Origin of the sequence: uncultured Treponema sp., from assembly GCF_934725225.1 — a bacterium.
Lineage (GTDB): Bacteria > Spirochaetota > Spirochaetia > Treponematales > Treponemataceae > Treponema_D.
Map to the genome: position 1 here is coordinate 417,944 of NZ_CAKVAM010000002.1, position 15,937 is coordinate 433,880.

Sequence of the window (15,937 nt, forward strand, 5' to 3'; positions counted from 1 at the left end):
TCCTAAAATCAGCCGTATGGAAGCTGCTGTTTGCGGATTCTTGCTGCTGAATCTTCTGAAAGAATTCCTGCATGGCGCAAGTGCATCTTTCTTTTTGGTGATCTCTTTGTCAAAATATGACGAAGATTCATTTTCTTGTACTTAACTTTTCCAGTACCAGTTAAAGAAAAGCGCTTTGATGCGGATTTCTTTGTTTTCATCTTAGGCATAGTTTTACCCCTGCTTTTTGACTTTTGAGTTCAAGGTCATAGACATGAATCTGCCTTCCATTGCGGCTGGCTTTTCGATTGCATAAGAACCTTCAACAAGTCTTTTTTCAACTTCTTTCAGTACATCATAACCGAGTTCTGTGTGCGCAAGCTCACGTCCGCGGAAACGGATTGTAACTTTCACTTTGTCGCCCTCGTTTAGGAATTCCTGAACATGCTTTGCTTTCGTGTCAAGGTCGCCTGCGCCGATTTTAGGCTGCATACGAATCTCCTTGAGCTTGAGTACTTTCTGGTTCTTTTTGGAGTCACGAAGCTTTTTCTCCTGTTCGAACTTGTACTTTCCGAAATCCAGTATTTTACAAACCGGCGGATTTGCGTTTGGCGAAACTTCTACAAGGTCGAGGTCTCGATCCTTTGCCATTCTGAGGGCTTCAATTGTAGGGACGATTCCCTTCTGTTCACCTTCATCATCAATGAGTCTGATCTCTCTTACGCGTATCTGTTCATTTACGCGCATGCCTTTGTTGTCTGCCAATTATCCTCCTAGAGTATAAAATACTCGTATAGCATAAAAAATATTTTATCAGAAACTATAGAACTGTGTCTAGTGAATTTTCTTTTATGAATGCAATTTTATAGAAAATAAATGCTGCCACAGTGAAAATAATTGCAAGCACAATATGTGCAAATCCGAATATTTTAAAATACCATAAAGTTTGAATTGCCGGCAGTACGGATGAAATCACGATGAATGCAATTGCAAATGCGGCGGTTTTATTTTTTTGCTTGGATTCTATGCTGAACTTTATTTTCAAATATAAAGCCTGCGCAAAAAATGTTGTGCAGATAAAGAGAATCGGATTTTCAAATAAAAAGAAAAATGAATGTTTTTCAGGACTTGAAATTGATGTATATGGAAGAAAAATTGCATAAAATGAAGCTAGCAGCGGAAATGCCGATGTTGTTTTGTATTTTGTGTCGTCTTTTGAAAAAAAATCCCACAGCGCAAATAAAATTACCGGCGGAAAAAATGTTGTTTTCAGTATGTGAAGAAAATGCTCGAAAAATCCTGATGTGGCGACATAAGCTGAAAAAATAAAATATTCCTTGAAAATTGCTGAGACAATTCCTGCTGTAAGCCCGATTGCAATTGGAGCAAAGAAACTTTTGAAGCTGTATTCAGTGTGAATGCAGCAATAAAAAATAACTGCCGCCGGAATCGATAAAATTAAAAATGAGTACATATTTGATTAGTTTAGCGGCAAAAAACTTTTTTTTCAACAGTTCATTATAAAGATATTTTGCGCATAAAAAAACGGAGAAACTTCACGTAAAATGAAATTCCTCCGTATAAAGAATTTATTTCTTTAATGGACTAGTCCAATGCGTGTCCTGCTGAACCAAGAACGTCGATGTTTTTGTGCATATACATTTTCTTGAGCTCTTCGCGTGCAGGTCCGAGATATTCGCGCGGGTCGAATTTGTCCGGGTGCTCTGCAAAGAATTTGCGGATTGCTGCTGTCATTGCGAGGCGTCCGTCTGAGTCGATGTTGATTTTGCAAACTGCTGACTTTGAAGCCTTGCGGAGCTGCTCTTCTGGAATTCCAACTGAATCAGGAATTTTTCCGCCGAACTGCTCGATGATTCTTACATATTCCATTGGAACAGAAGATGAGCCGTGGAGTACGATTGGGAATCCTGGAAGCTGTTTTTCAATTGCTTCAAGAACGTCGAATGCGAGTGGCGGTGGAATAAGGACTCCGTCCGGGCTGCGTGTGCACTGTTCAGGTGTGAATTTGCATCTTCCGTGAGAAGTTCCGATTGAGATTGCGAGAGAATCGCATCCTGTTTTGCTTGTGAAGTCAACAACTTCTTCTGGCTTTGTGTAGTGGCTTTCTGCTGAAGCAACTTCATCTTCAACACCGGCAAGAACACCAAGTTCTGCTTCTACAGTAACGTAGTCTTTCTGTGAGTGTGCGTATTCAACAACTTTCTTTGTAACAGCGATGTTCTCTTCGTAAGGAAGTGAAGAACCGTCAATCATTACAGATGAGAATCCGTTGTCAATGCAGTCTTTTGCAACTTCAAAGTTAGGACCGTGGTCAAGGTGAAGAACAATCGGAATGTCGCATCCAAGCTCATGTGCGTATTCAACTGCTCCGCGAGCCATGTTGCGCAGAATGTACTTGTCTGCATAAGCTCTTGCGCCCTTTGAAACCTGAAGGATTACAGGCGATTTTGTTTCAACGCAAGCCTGAATAATTGCCTGCATCTGTTCCATGTTGTTGAAGTTGTATGCTGGAATCGCATATTTGCCTTTCATTGCCTTTGCAAACATATCTTTTGTGTTTACAAGTCCAAGATCTTTGTAACTGTACATATTAGCTCCTTGTATCCGGAATGTTCGGACTTTTATTTAAATAGAATAAAACATTTAAAGGCAAAATTCAAGACTGAAACCGAATTACAGAGTTTCAGCATAAAAAATAAAAGGCTTGATTTTGAGTTTTGATAAAATACAGATACTTGTTTATTTTATAAATTCGTAAAACTTGTTGAGCATTATGCATTATCAATTCCTAATTGACTGGAGGATTGCAAAATACTTTATAAATCATTTGACAAAAAATGATTGTGTAAATATAATAAACGTTGAAAATTTAGTTGATTTTTTTTTAATCAGTTAAATAAAAACAAAAACTTGGCGATACATGAAAAACAATCGTACTCAAGGAGATTTTTAATGAAAAAGGGCGTAGTCATTTTAGGTAGCCTGATTCTTGGACTTGCATTCTGCGTGCCGGCAGTAGCTCAGCCAAGCTCTAAGGCTGTTGAAACAATTGTTATCGACAACTTCGATACAGATATGGAATGGTCTTGGGCAGTTCAGTCTAGCCGTTTCATTGCTGAAGGCTATCCAATTTTGAAAAAGTTTGAAGGAATTCCAAATTCATTGATTCCTTACCACAAAGATTCTGATCCTGCTGCGATGGTCTTGGGTGTAAAGGCAAAATATGACCGCAAAGGCGATAACTGGTTTGAAGTTTATCCTTCTAAAGATGACGCCGCTTATGAAATTCCTTTTGTAGGAACTGTTACACAGGTTGACTTCTGGGTTTGGGGCGCAAACTACAATTACAGGCTTGAGCTTCTTATCCGTGATGCAGACGGCCGCGTTCATGCTCTTAAAGCCGGAAACCTTATGTTCAATGGCTGGAGAAATGTTGTTGTAAATATTCCTGGATATATCCGCCAGCATTCAAGATTCCGCTCTGGAAGACCTAATATGAGTTTTGTTGGATTTAGAATCCGCTCAGATGCAAATGAAGCTGTAGATGACTATGTTATTTATTTTGATCAGTTGAAATATACAACAAACACACTTGCAAACGTATATGATGGATATGCTTTGAAAGATGCGGATTTCGGCGAGTCAGAAACATCATCTTCTAATAATGAAGAAACAACAGTTCAATAATAAAATAAAGGTGGAAGACAAATGAAGAAAATAAGTTTTGCTGTTTTAGCGTTGGCTGCTGTTTTTGCTGGAACTGCTTTTTCTCAGACAGACAGCCTTTCTGAGCCGGACGCATCAAATATCGGAAACGACAGTGCTCGTCAGGCTCTTCGCGAGGTGAGTGTAGACCGCTTCGAAAGAGAAGGTTCTTGGAATGTCCATATTTCTTCTGACAACGGTGTTATTACAGGACGCTTGTTTGAAGGAAGCCCTGCTGCAAAAGAGGAATTGAATGATTCTGGAAATCAGCAGATTGAAGATACAAAAGTTCTTGGTGTTAAAGTTGAATTTTTCCGCCGTGGAGTAAATTCTTTCTATATTACAGCTGCGCGCCCGATTCCTATTGAAGGTGTTACAAAGACAGTTTCTGTTTGGGCTTGCGGACGCAATATGGGACACCAGCTTTGGCTTTTGGTTCAGGATTACAATGGAAACAACTTTGAAATCTGGATGGGCTCATTGGAATTCAGCGGCTGGAAAAAGCTTACAACAGCTATTCCGCCTTCTCCAGACAGCGAGCATGGAATTGTTCAGCAGAGCGTATACCACGGAGACAAACCGGGACTTCGCATTGTTGGATTCCGCGTAGACTGCAATCCTATGGAAGCAAGAGGCTCTTTCTATATGTATCTTGATGACATGAGAGCTGTAACAGATCTTTATGACCTTGAAAATAAAGATGAAGATGACATGATGGATAACTGGTAGTCTTTTTCCAGTTGTTCGACAGGCTGTCCTGGAAGTTGTTTTGGCTTCATAAAGGGCAGCCTTTTTTTATGCAAAATTAACAAGGAATATTTATGGTTCAAACTGCAAATAAAAATGCGATTCCTGCGGTAAAAAAACTTCTTGAGTATCTTTATGAAATTTCTGGAAAAAAAATTATAACAGGCCAGCATACTCAGACTGTTCCAATGGAAGAAATAAGCTACATAAAATCCATTACAGGAAAAGAGCCTAAGCTTAGAGGCTTTGAACTTTTGTCTTATTCTCCAAATATAAATTATACTGAATCTGATTCCGAGTGCCTTACCGAAGTTGAAGAAAACAAAAATACAGTTGAGCAAGCGTTAAAGTGGGCTAGCGAGACTTCTGGCATTTTAACTTTTACTTTCCATTGGTTTTCGCCGCTTGGAGGAAAAGGAAAAAGCTTTTATTCAAAAAATACTGATTTTGATGCAGAAAAAGTTCTTGTTGAAGGAACAGAAGAACGCAAAAAATTTTTTAGCGACATGGATTCAATTGCGGAAATTCTGAAAAAGTTCAGCAATATTCCTGTTCTTTGGCGGCCTTTCCATGAAAGCTACGGAGAGTGGTTTTGGTGGGGAGCAAAAGGTCCTGTTGTTGCTGGCAAGCTTTACGAAATTATGTTTGACTATTACACGAATGTTCACAAGTTGAATAATTTGCTTTGGGTTTGGAACAGCGATGTAAAGGAAGCGTATCCGGGAGATGACAAAGTTGATGTAGTTTCAATTGATGTTTACCGTTCCGAATACGAGCCGACAGATTATTCAGCTGAATATTTTAAGCTTTGCGAAGGCTCTTCAAAAAACAAAGTTTGCGCTCTTGCGGAAGTCGGCTACATTCCAGATATTTCAATTTTGGAAAAAACACATATTCCTTGGGCTTATTATATGACTTGGTCAAAAGAATTTTGCATCGGCGAAAAGTACAATACGAAAGAGTCGCTTCAAAAAATGTATGAAAGTCCGTATGCTGTAACACTTTGATTGTTTCTTTTTGGGAATTTATATATAATCTTGCCATGTTTAACAGTCTGACTGGAGTTGTTACCGGAAAATTTCCGCAGAAACTTTTTATAGAAACAAATGGAATTGAGTGGGACGTTACAGTTCCCGACACTTCGCTTGAAAAAATTCCGTCAGTGGGAAGCAAAGGACGCGTTTTTGTCTGGATGCAGCACACTGAAAATTTAATGTCGCTTTTTGGATTTGCCACGGAAAATGAAAGGGCTTTGTTTTTTGATCTTTTAAAAGTTGACGGAATCGGACCGAAGGGCGCAGTCAAGATTATGAGCAATATTTCCGCAGCGGCTCTTGCTGAAATTCTTGACAGCGGCGATGTTGATTCTCTTAAAAAAGTTCCAGGTGTCGGACCGAAAACTGCCGGAAAAATTATTTTGAGTTTAAAAGGAAAACTTTCGTTTGTTTCAAATGAAAATATATCCGGCGCAGTTAGAAAAAATAATGCCTACGCTGATGTAATTGACGCGCTTGTGAGCATGGGATATGACCGCGCAAAGGCAGAAGATGCTGTTTCGAAAATTTCTTCAGAGCTTCAGTCTGATGAAAAATTCTCTTCGCTCAGCCAAAATGCAAAAGAAGATTCAGTATTTAAAAAATCAATTCTGGAGCTTGCAAGATGAATAAAAGTGTAAATGCCAGAAGTTCGTATATGAAAAAGCCTTCCGAAGAAGACGAAATGAATATTGTTACGCAGCTTGCGCTTCAGGCTGCTCAGGGAAAATCGGCGGAATCTTCTGTGAATATTGTGCGCGCGGATATTGCTTCCGCAGATGATGTTCAGGAAAATTCTTTGAGGCCTGCGCTTTTAGATGAATTTCTTGGGCAGCAAACTGTAAAAGAAAATCTTAGCGTTTTTATAGATGCGGCAAGAAAACGGCAGGAAGCTTTGGATCATTTGTTTTTGATTGGACCGCCTGGACTTGGAAAAACAACTTTGGCGCAAATTACTGCAAACGAGCTTGGTGCGGATTTTAAAGTTACCAGCGCGCCTGCCTTGGAAAAGCCAAAGGATCTTGCTGGAATTCTTTCAACAATTTCTCCACGGACAGTTTTTTTTATTGATGAAATTCACAGGCTTAAACCTGCAATCGAGGAAATGCTTTACATTGCAATGGAGGACTATGAGCTTGACTGGGTTATCGGGCAAGGAGCCGCGGCAAGAACTGTCAGGATTCCAATTCCGAAATTCACTCTTGTGGGCGCGACAACAAAAGCCGGCATGGTTTCTAGTCCGCTTATAAGCCGCTTTGGAATTATTCAGCGTTTCAGTTTTTACACGAAAGAAGAGCTTGCTTCGATAATCCGGCGTTCTGCAAAAATTCTTAATGTTCAAGTTGAAGACGATGCGGCTTTGCTTATGGCAGGATGCTCCAGAGGAACTCCACGTGTTACAAATAGAATTCTTCGGCGCATGAGAGATTTTGCGCAAGTTGAAGGAAGCGGCGTTATTACGAAGTCGATTGTGAAAAAAGGGCTTGAGCGTCTTGGAGTTGATTCTTTGGGACTTGAAAATTATGACAGGGAAATTCTTTTAGCAATTATAAAAAAATTCGGCGGAGGACCTGTTGGCGCGGAAACTCTTGCTATTTCAATTGGAGAATCGATGGATACGCTTGAAGATTATTACGAGCCTTATTTGATTCAGTGCGGACTTTTGCAAAGAACTCCACGCGGAAGAGTCGCCACAGAAAAAGCTTACAATCATCTTGGAATTTCTTTTGAAGGAAATGCGAAGTCAGAGCCAGCTTTTGATTTTTAAAACAAAAACTTTTTTAGGAAAAATATATGAAGACCAGTGATTTTAATTTTGATTTGCCGGAAGAGCTTATTGCGCAAAAACCTTCTGGAATCCGTGGAAATGACAAACTTATGTTTTTGGATAAATCGACGGGAAAAGTTTTTCATTATGCCATGAAAGATTTAGTTGATTTGGTTGAGCCTGGCACTTTAATGGTTTTCAACAATAGCAAAGTCCGCCGAAGCCGATGCTACGGAATAAAAACAGACACAGGCCGCGAGCAGGAATTTATGTTTTTAAATCAGACTTCACCTGAAGGAAATATCTGGAACACGATGGTCAAGGGCGCAAAAAAAGTGAAGCCAGGAAATGTCTACAAGTTTCCAGATGGAAGCGAAGGCACAATTGTTTCTGATTCAAAAAATGACGGAACTGAATTTAGATTTATAGAATTTCCATTCAGACTTACAGAAGGATGGTTTGAAAAAAACGGACACATTCCGCTTCCGCCTTATATCCGGCGTGAAGATGACGACACAGACAGCGAGCGTTATCAGACTATTTACGCAAAAGAAACTGGAAGCGCGGCTTGTCCTACGGCAGGGCTTCATTTTACAGAACCTGTTTTAGAAAAGCTAAAGGAAAAAAATGTTGACCTTGAATGGATAACGCTTCATGTGGGACTTGGAACTTTTCTTCCTGTGCGCGCGGATAATATTGAAGAGCATAAAATGCACGAGGAATTTTATACAGTTCCTTACGATGTTGCAGAAAAAATCAATTCAGCAAAAAAAGAGGGGCGGCCGGTTCTTGCTGTTGGAACTACGAGCGTAAGAACTTTGGAAAGCGCTTCGGATGAAAATGGAATTGTTCACGGCGGAACAAGAAGCACAAGTATTTTTATGTATCCGGGATATAAATTTAAAGTTGTGGATCAAATGTTTACAAATTTTCATACGCCGGAAAGCACGCTCATTATGCTTGTGAGCGCATTTGCCAGACGTGAAAATATTTTGAATGCATACAAAATTGCAGTTGAAAATAAATACCGTTTTTTCAGTTACGGAGACGCAATGCTTATAAAATAACGCGTTAAAAATAACGCGCAAATTTTAAATGCGGAATTTTATTTTTACATAAGTTGTTCAAAAGCGTTACGGAGCAGATTTAGAAACTGGGCTTTTAAAATCAGTTCTGAATCTGTTATTTTATTTTGTTCAACAAAAATTTTTTTTGCGCTGTCAATCAAGTCGTCGATTGTTTTTGCGGAAAGCGGAAGCCTTGTTCCGATGATTCTGTTTTCAAATTCCGGCGAATAAAAAAATAGTTTTCCTGCAAATGCGATTCTTATTTTTGCAATCATTCCGCGCTGTGTGTCTGCAAGAAATGCAAAGCTTGCGGAAAGTTCGTTTATTGTATTTGAAGGTCCGACTCTTTTGAAAATTTCAACTTCCCATTCATCAAGCGGAATTCTTACTTTTGTTAAAATGTGCTTTTCAGGAATTCCTGTAAATTTGTTGAAAGGAATGTAAAGAGTTTCATTTTGATTTTTAATTTCCAGCCGTGCGTTCAATGCGAGCAGCGGAGCCCAAAGCGTATATTTAAAATCTTTTGCGCAAATGTTTCCGCCTAAAGTCGCAATGTTTTTGACTTGCTCTGTGCCAATTGATTTAAGTGCCTTCGCAAGAACTGCCGGAAGTTTTTGTCCGCCTGCCAGAATCACATTTGCAATTGAAACTGCGCTGCCGAATTCTATGTGCCGCTCTTTTCTGTCTATGATGTTCAGCTCTGGAATCGTTCTAAGCGAAACTGATTTGTCCTGAATTTTTTTTAGCTGTGTGCATCCTGCAAGAAGCTGAATTTCGTTTACGCTTTTTATGTGATAAAAAACATCGGATAAAGTTTTTGAAATAAATACAGTTTTACTTTTTGGCATTTGAACTTTTTTCCTCTCTTGCGTGTTTTGCGGCGACTGCATAAAGAATTCCATTTGTCAGTGTAGAAAAATCTGTGCAGCACGAGTCCAAATTTTTTATTGCTGAATATATTTGATCCAAAGTCGGGCGGTAGTAATTTTTTAAAATAGTGTAGGCTGTAAAAATTTTTCCGGCATTGCAGTATCCGCATAAATTTATTCCTGCCTTGGAAAATCCTGCGATTATGTCCTGGTAGCACGGATTGCTTTGAAAATATTCGAGAGTTACAATGTGGCAGTCGCGGACAATTCCAACTGGAATAAGACAGCTTGCGGCGGATTTGTCGTTAAGCAAAATCATGCAGTTTCCGCACATTCCTTTTTGGCAGCCACATTTTACACTGTAAAGTTTTTCCTTGCGCAGAACAGACAAAAGAGATTCCGTTGGCTCCGCGGAAAGAACTATTTTTTTATTGTTCAGATACAGCGGAATTTTCATTTTGAGTTTCCTCCTTTTCTGCCTGCTCTTTGTTTTTCTGCTCGGCTTCTTGCTCTTTCTGCATTTTTATTTTTGCCTTTTGCTCTTTGATTTTTTTGTAGAGTGAATCAGTTTTCAGCGGAAGCGAATTTATTGTGCAGTTCAAGGCTTGTGTTAGAGCCTGCGTGTATGCGGCTGGAATAACCTGATGCACAAGCTCTCCAATTTGCGACGGATCTTTTTCTGACTGCATAAAGGAAATTTTTATGTTCTTGCATTCAACTTTGTCATCTTCAAGAAGCGATGAAAGAACTTTTTGAATTCCAAGTTTCACTGTGGAAGTTGCGGCTTGGATGTTAAGAATTTTTCCGCCGTTCAAAATAAGATTTATGCTTCTGACTTTTTCACGGTATGTGCATGGATTTATTTCCAGTTCAATTGCGGCAGCAGCAAAAGATGTTGAATGAAACGGCTTTCCTGAAAAAGTCTCATTGTTCCATTCTGTTTTTTTTACAGCTGCGGTTTTCTTTTTTACCTTGAATGGAAGCGGTTCTTCAGGCTTTCTTCTTTTTATTGCAAGACAGCATTTTTTCAAAAGCGAAGTCATTATGCTTATGTTGCTGTATACATTTTCTGGAAGCGGCGGCTCTTCTCCGTTGCTGAACACTGAATTTATTTTTACGCAAAGAAGCGGAATGTTTAAAATTTCAGATGCGATTCCTCTCCATATTTCATGCACGGAATTTGAAACTGGAGGGCAGTGAATTGTTAAAACTGAATCCGTTTCAAGCGTTACTTCAAGTGTGTGGCTTCCGTTGTAAATTTCCGAGCCGTAATATCCAGCGCCTTCAAACGCGCATGAAAATCCGATTCCGCGCATTGGAGATGAAAAAACTGAAACATATTCTTTTGGTCCGCTTCCGAGTTTCCAGTTCATGGCGTCAAGTCTGTAAGAAGCGTATTTTCTGTTAAAGTCGCTTTGCTTGGAAAGAGCTTCAATCGTCTCGTTGAATTTTTCAATTTCAAAAAGAAACTGCGCTTTTGGAATTTTTCTTTTTGTAAAATCTATGTTCAAATGATTTTTCTGCCGGAACTCTAAAGGCGTAAGATTGCATTTGTTGCAAAGTTCATTTATCTGATTTTCAACAGCGAAAAATGCCGCGGAATCAATCAGCTGAATGTCAACTGAAGACGCAGGATTTAAAGAGCTTTTTGCAGTTGCCGTTATAAAAATATTTTTTGGATTGTAGCATCCGCATGAAGCAATTGAAAGTCTGTCGATTATTTCCTGTGCAAACGGATTTGCAAAGCCGGCGTCTACTTCAATTTGAATTTTCATGGCTTCAATAATGCCTTTTTCGTTTACTGCAGTTTTGTGCCGGATTGAAATTGGCTGCATTTTGTTCAAAAATTTTTCCTGCTCGTTTCTTGTGTAGACAAGCTTCACAGGATGACCTGTTTTTTTTGCAGCAACTGCAGTTTGGCAGGCAATTATTGAATTGTACCAAATGCTGTTTGTTCCTCTGTTTGTTGAAGTTGTTTTTCTTATTGTTATTGATTCAGGCGGAATTGCAAGTGCCTCTGATGCTGTGTGCCTTAAATTGTTCAGCCATTGCGTTGGTGTTGAAATTGTTACATAATTATCTTTCCAAAAGCACATTGCGCCGTTTGGTTCTCCGTAATCTGGAGTTTTCAAAGCATAGCGCCATTCGTTTTCCGCAACGTATTTTGCTTCTTCAAAAATTTTTTCTATGCAGGCTTCATCATCTGATTTTTCAAAGCAAGGACCGAATTTTATAATTCTCTGCGCAAGTTTGTCTGAAAAAAATTCTTCTTTGATTTCCTTGATATTTTTTATTTCTTCATTTTGAATTTTTATTTCTTTCTTTGTTTGCTTCTTGCCGGAATTTTCAAGAGCTTTTGCGTTTATGTCAAATTCATCTGGAAGATAATCTTCGATTGTGTTTGTGTCAATCGTCAAAACAAGCTCATCAAAAAGCGACTGCAAAACAGCTTCGTCAGGACCGACCAAAAGCGCAAGCGGCTCTCCTTCATACGAAATATTTCCTTCGCAAAAAACAGGAATTTTTCCTTTTGAAGTATCGACTAAATTTGAACCCGGAACATCGCGCGCAGTTACAAGGCTGTAGCCGTCCGGCAAGTTTGGATGCGAAACTGACTTTACAATTCCTTCGCTTACAGGACTTCTTACAATCATTGCAAAATACATATCATCCATTGTAAGGTCGCTGTAAAATTCTTTCTGAAAAGAAACTTTTGAATTTTTCTTTGCGAATGAAGCTTTAGGCATGATACTTTTCTCCAATTTCTTTCACTGCCTGAATAACATAGCTGGTCATTTTCTCTGTCATGTCCGGCCAGAGCGGGATTGAAATTGATTCCTGAAATTTTTTTTCAGCCTCAGGAAATTTTTCTTTTGTAAAATCAGGATAGAGCTGCTTCCAATATGAAAAATGAAAAAGCGGAATAAAATGCACGCTGATTCCGATTCCCATTTCTTGAAGCATAGAAGCAAATTCATTTCTTGTGCATTTTAACTTTGAAAGTTCAAGTCGCAGAATGTAAAGATGGCAGGCGTCTCCTTCCGAAGTCGGCGGAGTTTTTACAAAGTCCATTTTTGAAAAAGCTTCATTGTATTTTTTTACGTGTACTTTTCGCTTTGAATCAAGAATGTCGGCTTTCTTTAGCTGAACTCTTGCTATTGCAGAAAGAATGTCCGGCAGGTTGCTTTTGAATCCCGGAGCTACAATGTCGTATTCCCAGCTTGCCTTGTTTGAAGTGTATCTGTCCCAGGCGTCCCGATTCATTCCGTGAAGCCTCATCTGAAGAATTCTTTCAGCAGTTTTTTTGTCTTTTACAGAAACCATTCCGCCTTCGCCGCAAGTAATTGTCTTTGTTGCGTAAAATGAAAAGACTCCAGCATCTCCGATTGCTCCGGCAAATCCGAGACTTGTTTTGCTTGGAAACGAATGCGCGCAGTCTTCTATTACTTTCACATTGTATTTTTCAGCAAGCTCCATTATGCGCTTCATGTTGCATACATTTCCTGCGATGTGAACGGGAACTATCGCGGCGACATTTTTTCCACGCGGACTTTTTAGAATCTCTTCAATTTTTTCTGGATCTATTGAATAGTTTTCTTTTTCAATGTCGGCAAAATAAACGTCAGCTCCAAGGTGGCGCACGCTGGCTGCCGTGGACACAAAAGTGTAGGGCGTTGTTATAACCGCTTTGCCTGGTTTTACGCCAAGAGCTTCCATTGCAAGAATCATTCCGCTTGTGTTGCTGTTAACGGCAAGTGCAAACGGTGAATTTATTTTTTGCGCGAATTCTTTTTCAAATTCATGCGTTTCTTTTCCTGTTGTAAGCCAGCCGCTTATTAGAACATTTGTGCAGGCTTGCTCTTCTTCTTCTGAAATTGAGGCTTTAAAAAAAGGCACATTCATTTTTTTTAGTTCTGTTTTTTGCTCGCTTAAACTCATTATAAAACCGCCTTTGCATAAGACTTTTCATTTTTTGAAGATGCGTTTTCTTCACGCTTGTAAAATTCATCAAGCGTCGGAACTGCTTTTCTTAAAATTTTTTTCAGCGCAATGCTGTTTCTGTAAAGTTCTTCTTTTCCTTTTGAAAGCACGCAGATTGGCTTTAAAGAATCAATCAGTTCATCAAGCAAAAAATTTTGGGGTGAAATATTTGTGAGCTTTAGAATTTTTTTGTATTCAGTCGACTCTGGATTTTCCTCTTTTAGCCACAAAGGTTCTTCCAAGCGTTCGCCTTTTCTTGCTCCGATAAACTGAATTTTTATTTCTTTGTCCGGCGTAAATCCAGAAAATTTTATTACCTGCTTTGCAAGCTCCAGAATTTTTATAGGCTCGCCCATGTCCAAAAGATACGACGCTCCGTTTGTTCCAACTCCTCCAGTCTGAAGCACAAGAGAGCAGGCTTCTGGAATCGTCATAAAATAACGCTCCATTTGCGGGTCGGTTACAGTTACAGGACCTCCGTTTTGAATCTGCTCCATAAAAATAGGAAGAATTGAGCCGCGGCTTCCAAGAACGTTTCCGAAGCGGACAAACATAAACGCTTGTTTTTCCTTTGCTTTTTGCGCAGCCTGAATTACAAGTTTTTCACATAGCATTTTGCTTGCACCGTAAACGCTTACAGGCTCAACCGCTTTGTCTGTTGAAATAAGCACGAATTTTTCAGTGCCGGATTCAAGAGCGGCATCCAGAAGATTTTTTGTTCCGAACACATTGTTTTCAATTGCGGCGATTGAATTTTCTTCCATCATTGGAACATGCTTGTATGCGGCGCAGTGAAAGATAACATCAGCATGAGTGTGAGAAATTATGTATTTTACATATTCCCTGTCTTTCATGTCGCCGATTATGGGAACAATCGAAGCCTTTTGTCCTACGCCTTCATCCTGAAGAACATGAAGCTCTCTGTAAATATTTACGATTGAATTTTCGCCGTGCCCAAAAAGATAAAGCCGTTCTGCTCCGCCTGAAAGAAGCTGCCGTGCAAGTTCACTGCCAATTGAGCCGCCCGCGCCTGTTATGAGAACACGTTTTCCTCTTAAATATGAAAGGCTTTTTGCAAGCGGAATTGTTACTGGAGTTCTTCCAAGAATGTCCAGCGGATTTATGTCTCGCGCCTGAATTATGTGGGCTTTCTCGTCAATGACTTGGCTTATTGAAGGCAGAATTTTTATCTGAAGAAATCCGCATTTTTTTAGGGAAGAATAAATTTTTCTGATTCTTTCAACTGGCGCGCTTGGAATTGCAATTACGGCTTGGTCTGCTCCGTTTACACGTAAAACGTCAGCAATGCTGTCAATCGGACCTAGAACAGGAATGCCGTCAATTTTTGTTCCGATTAAATTTTTATCATCATCAAGAAACGCAGAAACTGTTCCAAAGACTTTTTTTTTCGCAATGTCGTTTGCAATCATTTGTCCGGCAAAGCCTGCGCCTATTATATATAGTCTGCCTTCGATTTTATTCATTTTCCCCTCGGATACTCTAGCAGTCTACCATATAATGCTGATTTCTTCAATGTTGGCTTTTTGCGACGCAGGATTAGCCTTCGGAGATTTTTTTTACTTCAGTTATGAATTCTTCAAGATTTGTAAAATGGCGGTACACGCTTGCGAAACGGATGTATGCGACTTTGTCTACGGAATTAAGCTTTTTTAGAACAAGCTCTCCGATTTCTTCTGTTGAAATTTCGCGTTTGAGTTTTCCGGCTGTGTATGCCTCGTCTTCGATTTCGTTTACAATCAAGTCGATAAAATCTGTTGAAACCGGACGTTTTTCTAGCGCGCGCTCAATTCCCTTTGCGACTTTTTTTATGTCGAACGGCTGTCTTCTTCCATCGCGCTTTACAACCATGAAAGGCTTTTCTTCTATTTTTTCGTAGCTTGTGAATCTGTGTCCGCACGAAATGCACTGCCGTCTTCTTCGTATGCTTTCGCCGTTTGCCATTTGCCGGGACTCAGTAACTTTGTCGTCAAAACTTCCGCAGTAGGGGCATCTCATTTTTTATCTCTCTTATCTACATAGTAATTATATTATTTTTAATATAATTCCCAAAATTTGAATCGCAATAATTGCAATTAATAATTTTTCTGTCCTTGTCATTGTTGTCGCTCCTGTAAATATGAACTTTAGAAGCTCTAGCAGAAAACCAGCAAGACAATTTTATCTGCTATATTATTTTCTTGTGGTAAGTTTCAAATTTTAATATGTTTTTGAAACTAGTTTATTATAGTTTTTTACAGAGAAAACCTCAATTGTTTTTTTGTCTTTGTTTATTAGCTTTTTGAGTTTTGTTGTGTTCGGTATGAAAATAAATGTAGCATATATTATAGAATGTTATTCCTTGCCTTTTGAATATACAGTACGGAGTTCGAATGCCTGTTGTACAGCACTGTTGTGTTTTTACGCAGATTTTCTGTGAGCGTGCTGTCTTTTCTGCATAAAATTTTATGCGATTTTCTAAAAAACGCAAAATTCTGTATAGATATAAAAAAATATTAAGAATTAAGAAAAAAATGCTTGACATAATGAGTTTCTGGTGATATAGTTTCTTTCACTTACATTAATCGCCGTTATTTGACAGTTTAAGGGAAGGAAAGAAGAAACGACAGAAGAGCGTACGAGGAGAGCAAGTTTTAGCAGGATTGTTTATAGGCAGTCAGATTCGTAAGAAAAATGAGAGGGCCTGAAGAAGGCTCTCTGTGGCTATGGAAATCTCCGGCTCCCTCGGGAGCCGAGGAAATAGGCATG

The 15,937-nt window shown here is 39.2% G+C and carries 16 protein-coding genes; 6 read left to right on the plus strand and 10 right to left on the minus strand.

Going from position 1 to position 15,937, the window contains the following annotated elements; all coding sequences use genetic code 11:
- Nucleotides 1–8: 8 nt before the first annotated feature.
- The 4 genes from rpmI to Q0H92_RS04825 form a co-directional block, all read right to left on the minus strand.
- Nucleotides 9–209: a 50S ribosomal protein L35 gene (rpmI, locus tag Q0H92_RS04810; RefSeq protein WP_013701257.1), complete on the minus strand. Its 201-nt coding sequence runs from the start codon at nt 207–209 to the stop codon at nt 9–11.
- Nucleotides 210–213: 4 nt separating this feature from the next.
- Nucleotides 214–744 carry a translation initiation factor IF-3 gene (gene infC / locus Q0H92_RS04815; protein WP_013701258.1) on the minus strand — a complete coding sequence of 177 codons (531 nt, stop codon included), beginning with the start codon at nt 742–744 and terminating at the stop codon, nt 214–216.
- A gap of 55 nt (nt 745–799) precedes the next feature.
- Nucleotides 800–1,453, minus strand: coding sequence for a hypothetical protein (locus Q0H92_RS04820; RefSeq protein ID WP_296012501.1), 654 nt, complete (start codon nt 1,451–1,453; stop codon nt 800–802).
- A 131-nt stretch (nt 1,454–1,584) separates the two neighbouring features.
- Nucleotides 1,585–2,589 (minus strand): class II fructose-bisphosphate aldolase, encoded by a 1,005-nt coding sequence (locus Q0H92_RS04825; RefSeq protein WP_296012503.1) that lies wholly within the window; start codon nt 2,587–2,589, stop codon nt 1,585–1,587.
- Between the two features lie 363 nt (nt 2,590–2,952).
- Here Q0H92_RS04825 and Q0H92_RS04830 point away from each other — a divergent pair, with 363 nt between their 5' ends.
- The 6 genes from Q0H92_RS04830 (at nt 2,953) to queA (ending at nt 8,321) form a co-directional block, all read left to right on the plus strand.
- Nucleotides 2,953–3,687 carry a flagellar filament outer layer protein FlaA gene (locus Q0H92_RS04830; RefSeq protein WP_296012505.1) on the plus strand — a complete coding sequence of 245 codons (735 nt, stop codon included), beginning with the start codon at nt 2,953–2,955 and terminating at the stop codon, nt 3,685–3,687.
- 21 nt (nt 3,688–3,708) lie between these two features.
- The gene (locus tag Q0H92_RS04835; protein ID WP_296012507.1) at nt 3,709–4,434 is read left to right on the plus strand and encodes a flagellar filament outer layer protein FlaA; all 726 of its coding nucleotides are present in this window, start codon (nt 3,709–3,711) and stop codon (nt 4,432–4,434) included.
- A 92-nt stretch (nt 4,435–4,526) separates the two neighbouring features.
- Entirely contained in the window at nt 4,527–5,459 is a 933-nt protein-coding gene (locus Q0H92_RS04840; RefSeq protein ID WP_296012509.1) for a glycosyl hydrolase, read from the plus strand.
- 35 nt (nt 5,460–5,494) lie between these two features.
- A complete protein-coding gene (ruvA, locus tag Q0H92_RS04845) occupies nt 5,495–6,115 on the plus strand; it encodes a Holliday junction branch migration protein RuvA (protein WP_296012511.1) in 621 nt (206 codons plus the stop codon).
- A complete protein-coding gene (gene ruvB / locus Q0H92_RS04850) occupies nt 6,112–7,254 on the plus strand; it encodes a Holliday junction branch migration DNA helicase RuvB (protein WP_296012512.1) in 1,143 nt (380 codons plus the stop codon). The genes ruvA and ruvB overlap by 4 nt, the downstream gene beginning before the upstream one ends.
- A gap of 26 nt (nt 7,255–7,280) precedes the next feature.
- Nucleotides 7,281–8,321, plus strand: coding sequence for a tRNA preQ1(34) S-adenosylmethionine ribosyltransferase-isomerase QueA (queA, locus tag Q0H92_RS04855; RefSeq protein WP_296012514.1), 1,041 nt, complete (start codon nt 7,281–7,283; stop codon nt 8,319–8,321).
- A gap of 44 nt (nt 8,322–8,365) precedes the next feature.
- Here the strand turns inward: queA and Q0H92_RS04860 are convergent, their stop codons facing one another.
- From Q0H92_RS04860 to nrdR, 6 genes are all read right to left on the minus strand, one after another.
- The gene (locus Q0H92_RS04860; protein WP_296012516.1) at nt 8,366–9,169 is read right to left on the minus strand and encodes an FAD binding domain-containing protein; all 804 of its coding nucleotides are present in this window, start codon (nt 9,167–9,169) and stop codon (nt 8,366–8,368) included.
- Nucleotides 9,156–9,647, minus strand: coding sequence for a 2Fe-2S iron-sulfur cluster-binding protein (locus tag Q0H92_RS04865; RefSeq protein WP_296012517.1), 492 nt, complete (start codon nt 9,645–9,647; stop codon nt 9,156–9,158). The genes Q0H92_RS04860 and Q0H92_RS04865 overlap by 14 nt, the downstream gene beginning before the upstream one ends.
- On the minus strand, nt 9,619–11,937 hold the full coding sequence (locus Q0H92_RS04870) for a xanthine dehydrogenase family protein (protein ID WP_296012519.1): 2,319 nt from the start codon (nt 11,935–11,937) through the stop codon (nt 9,619–9,621). Before Q0H92_RS04870 ends, Q0H92_RS04865 begins: the two co-directional genes overlap by 29 nt.
- Nucleotides 11,930–13,129, minus strand: a complete 1,200-nt coding sequence (locus tag Q0H92_RS04875; protein WP_296012520.1) for a DegT/DnrJ/EryC1/StrS aminotransferase family protein — start codon at nt 13,127–13,129, stop codon at nt 11,930–11,932. Before Q0H92_RS04875 ends, Q0H92_RS04870 begins: the two co-directional genes overlap by 8 nt.
- Nucleotides 13,129–14,655 (minus strand): nucleoside-diphosphate sugar epimerase/dehydratase, encoded by a 1,527-nt coding sequence (locus tag Q0H92_RS04880; protein WP_296012522.1) that lies wholly within the window; start codon nt 14,653–14,655, stop codon nt 13,129–13,131. Before Q0H92_RS04880 ends, Q0H92_RS04875 begins: the two co-directional genes overlap by 1 nt.
- Before the next feature lie 73 nt (nt 14,656–14,728).
- Nucleotides 14,729–15,187, minus strand: a complete 459-nt coding sequence (gene nrdR, locus Q0H92_RS04885; RefSeq protein ID WP_296012524.1) for a transcriptional regulator NrdR — start codon at nt 15,185–15,187, stop codon at nt 14,729–14,731.
- Nucleotides 15,188–15,937 lie beyond the last annotated feature (750 nt).

Bases quoted from the DNA above. Each gene is read 5' to 3' on its own strand.
- Q0H92_RS04860 (WP_296012516.1), bottom strand. From the start codon at position 9,169: ATGCCAAAAAGTAAAACTGTATTTATTTCAAAAACTTTATCCGATGTT.
- nrdR (WP_296012524.1), bottom strand. From the start codon at position 15,187: ATGAGATGCCCCTACTGCGGAAGTTTTGACGACAAAGTTACTGAGTCC.
- queA (WP_296012514.1), top strand. From the start codon at position 7,281: ATGAAGACCAGTGATTTTAATTTTGATTTGCCGGAAGAGCTTATTGCG.
- Q0H92_RS04830 (WP_296012505.1), top strand. From the start codon at position 2,953: ATGAAAAAGGGCGTAGTCATTTTAGGTAGCCTGATTCTTGGACTTGCA.
- Q0H92_RS04820 (WP_296012501.1), bottom strand. From the start codon at position 1,453: ATGTACTCATTTTTAATTTTATCGATTCCGGCGGCAGTTATTTTTTAT.
- ruvB (WP_296012512.1), top strand. From the start codon at position 6,112: ATGAATAAAAGTGTAAATGCCAGAAGTTCGTATATGAAAAAGCCTTCC.
- Q0H92_RS04865 (WP_296012517.1), bottom strand. From the start codon at position 9,647: ATGAAAATTCCGCTGTATCTGAACAATAAAAAAATAGTTCTTTCCGCG.
- Q0H92_RS04875 (WP_296012520.1), bottom strand. From the start codon at position 13,129: ATGAGTTTAAGCGAGCAAAAAACAGAACTAAAAAAAATGAATGTGCCT.
- Q0H92_RS04880 (WP_296012522.1), bottom strand. From the start codon at position 14,655: ATGAATAAAATCGAAGGCAGACTATATATAATAGGCGCAGGCTTTGCC.
- Q0H92_RS04825 (WP_296012503.1), bottom strand. From the start codon at position 2,589: ATGTACAGTTACAAAGATCTTGGACTTGTAAACACAAAAGATATGTTT.
- Q0H92_RS04870 (WP_296012519.1), bottom strand. From the start codon at position 11,937: ATGCCTAAAGCTTCATTCGCAAAGAAAAATTCAAAAGTTTCTTTTCAG.
- Q0H92_RS04840 (WP_296012509.1), top strand. From the start codon at position 4,527: ATGGTTCAAACTGCAAATAAAAATGCGATTCCTGCGGTAAAAAAACTT.
- ruvA (WP_296012511.1), top strand. From the start codon at position 5,495: ATGTTTAACAGTCTGACTGGAGTTGTTACCGGAAAATTTCCGCAGAAA.
- rpmI (WP_013701257.1), bottom strand. From the start codon at position 209: ATGCCTAAGATGAAAACAAAGAAATCCGCATCAAAGCGCTTTTCTTTA.
- Q0H92_RS04835 (WP_296012507.1), top strand. From the start codon at position 3,709: ATGAAGAAAATAAGTTTTGCTGTTTTAGCGTTGGCTGCTGTTTTTGCT.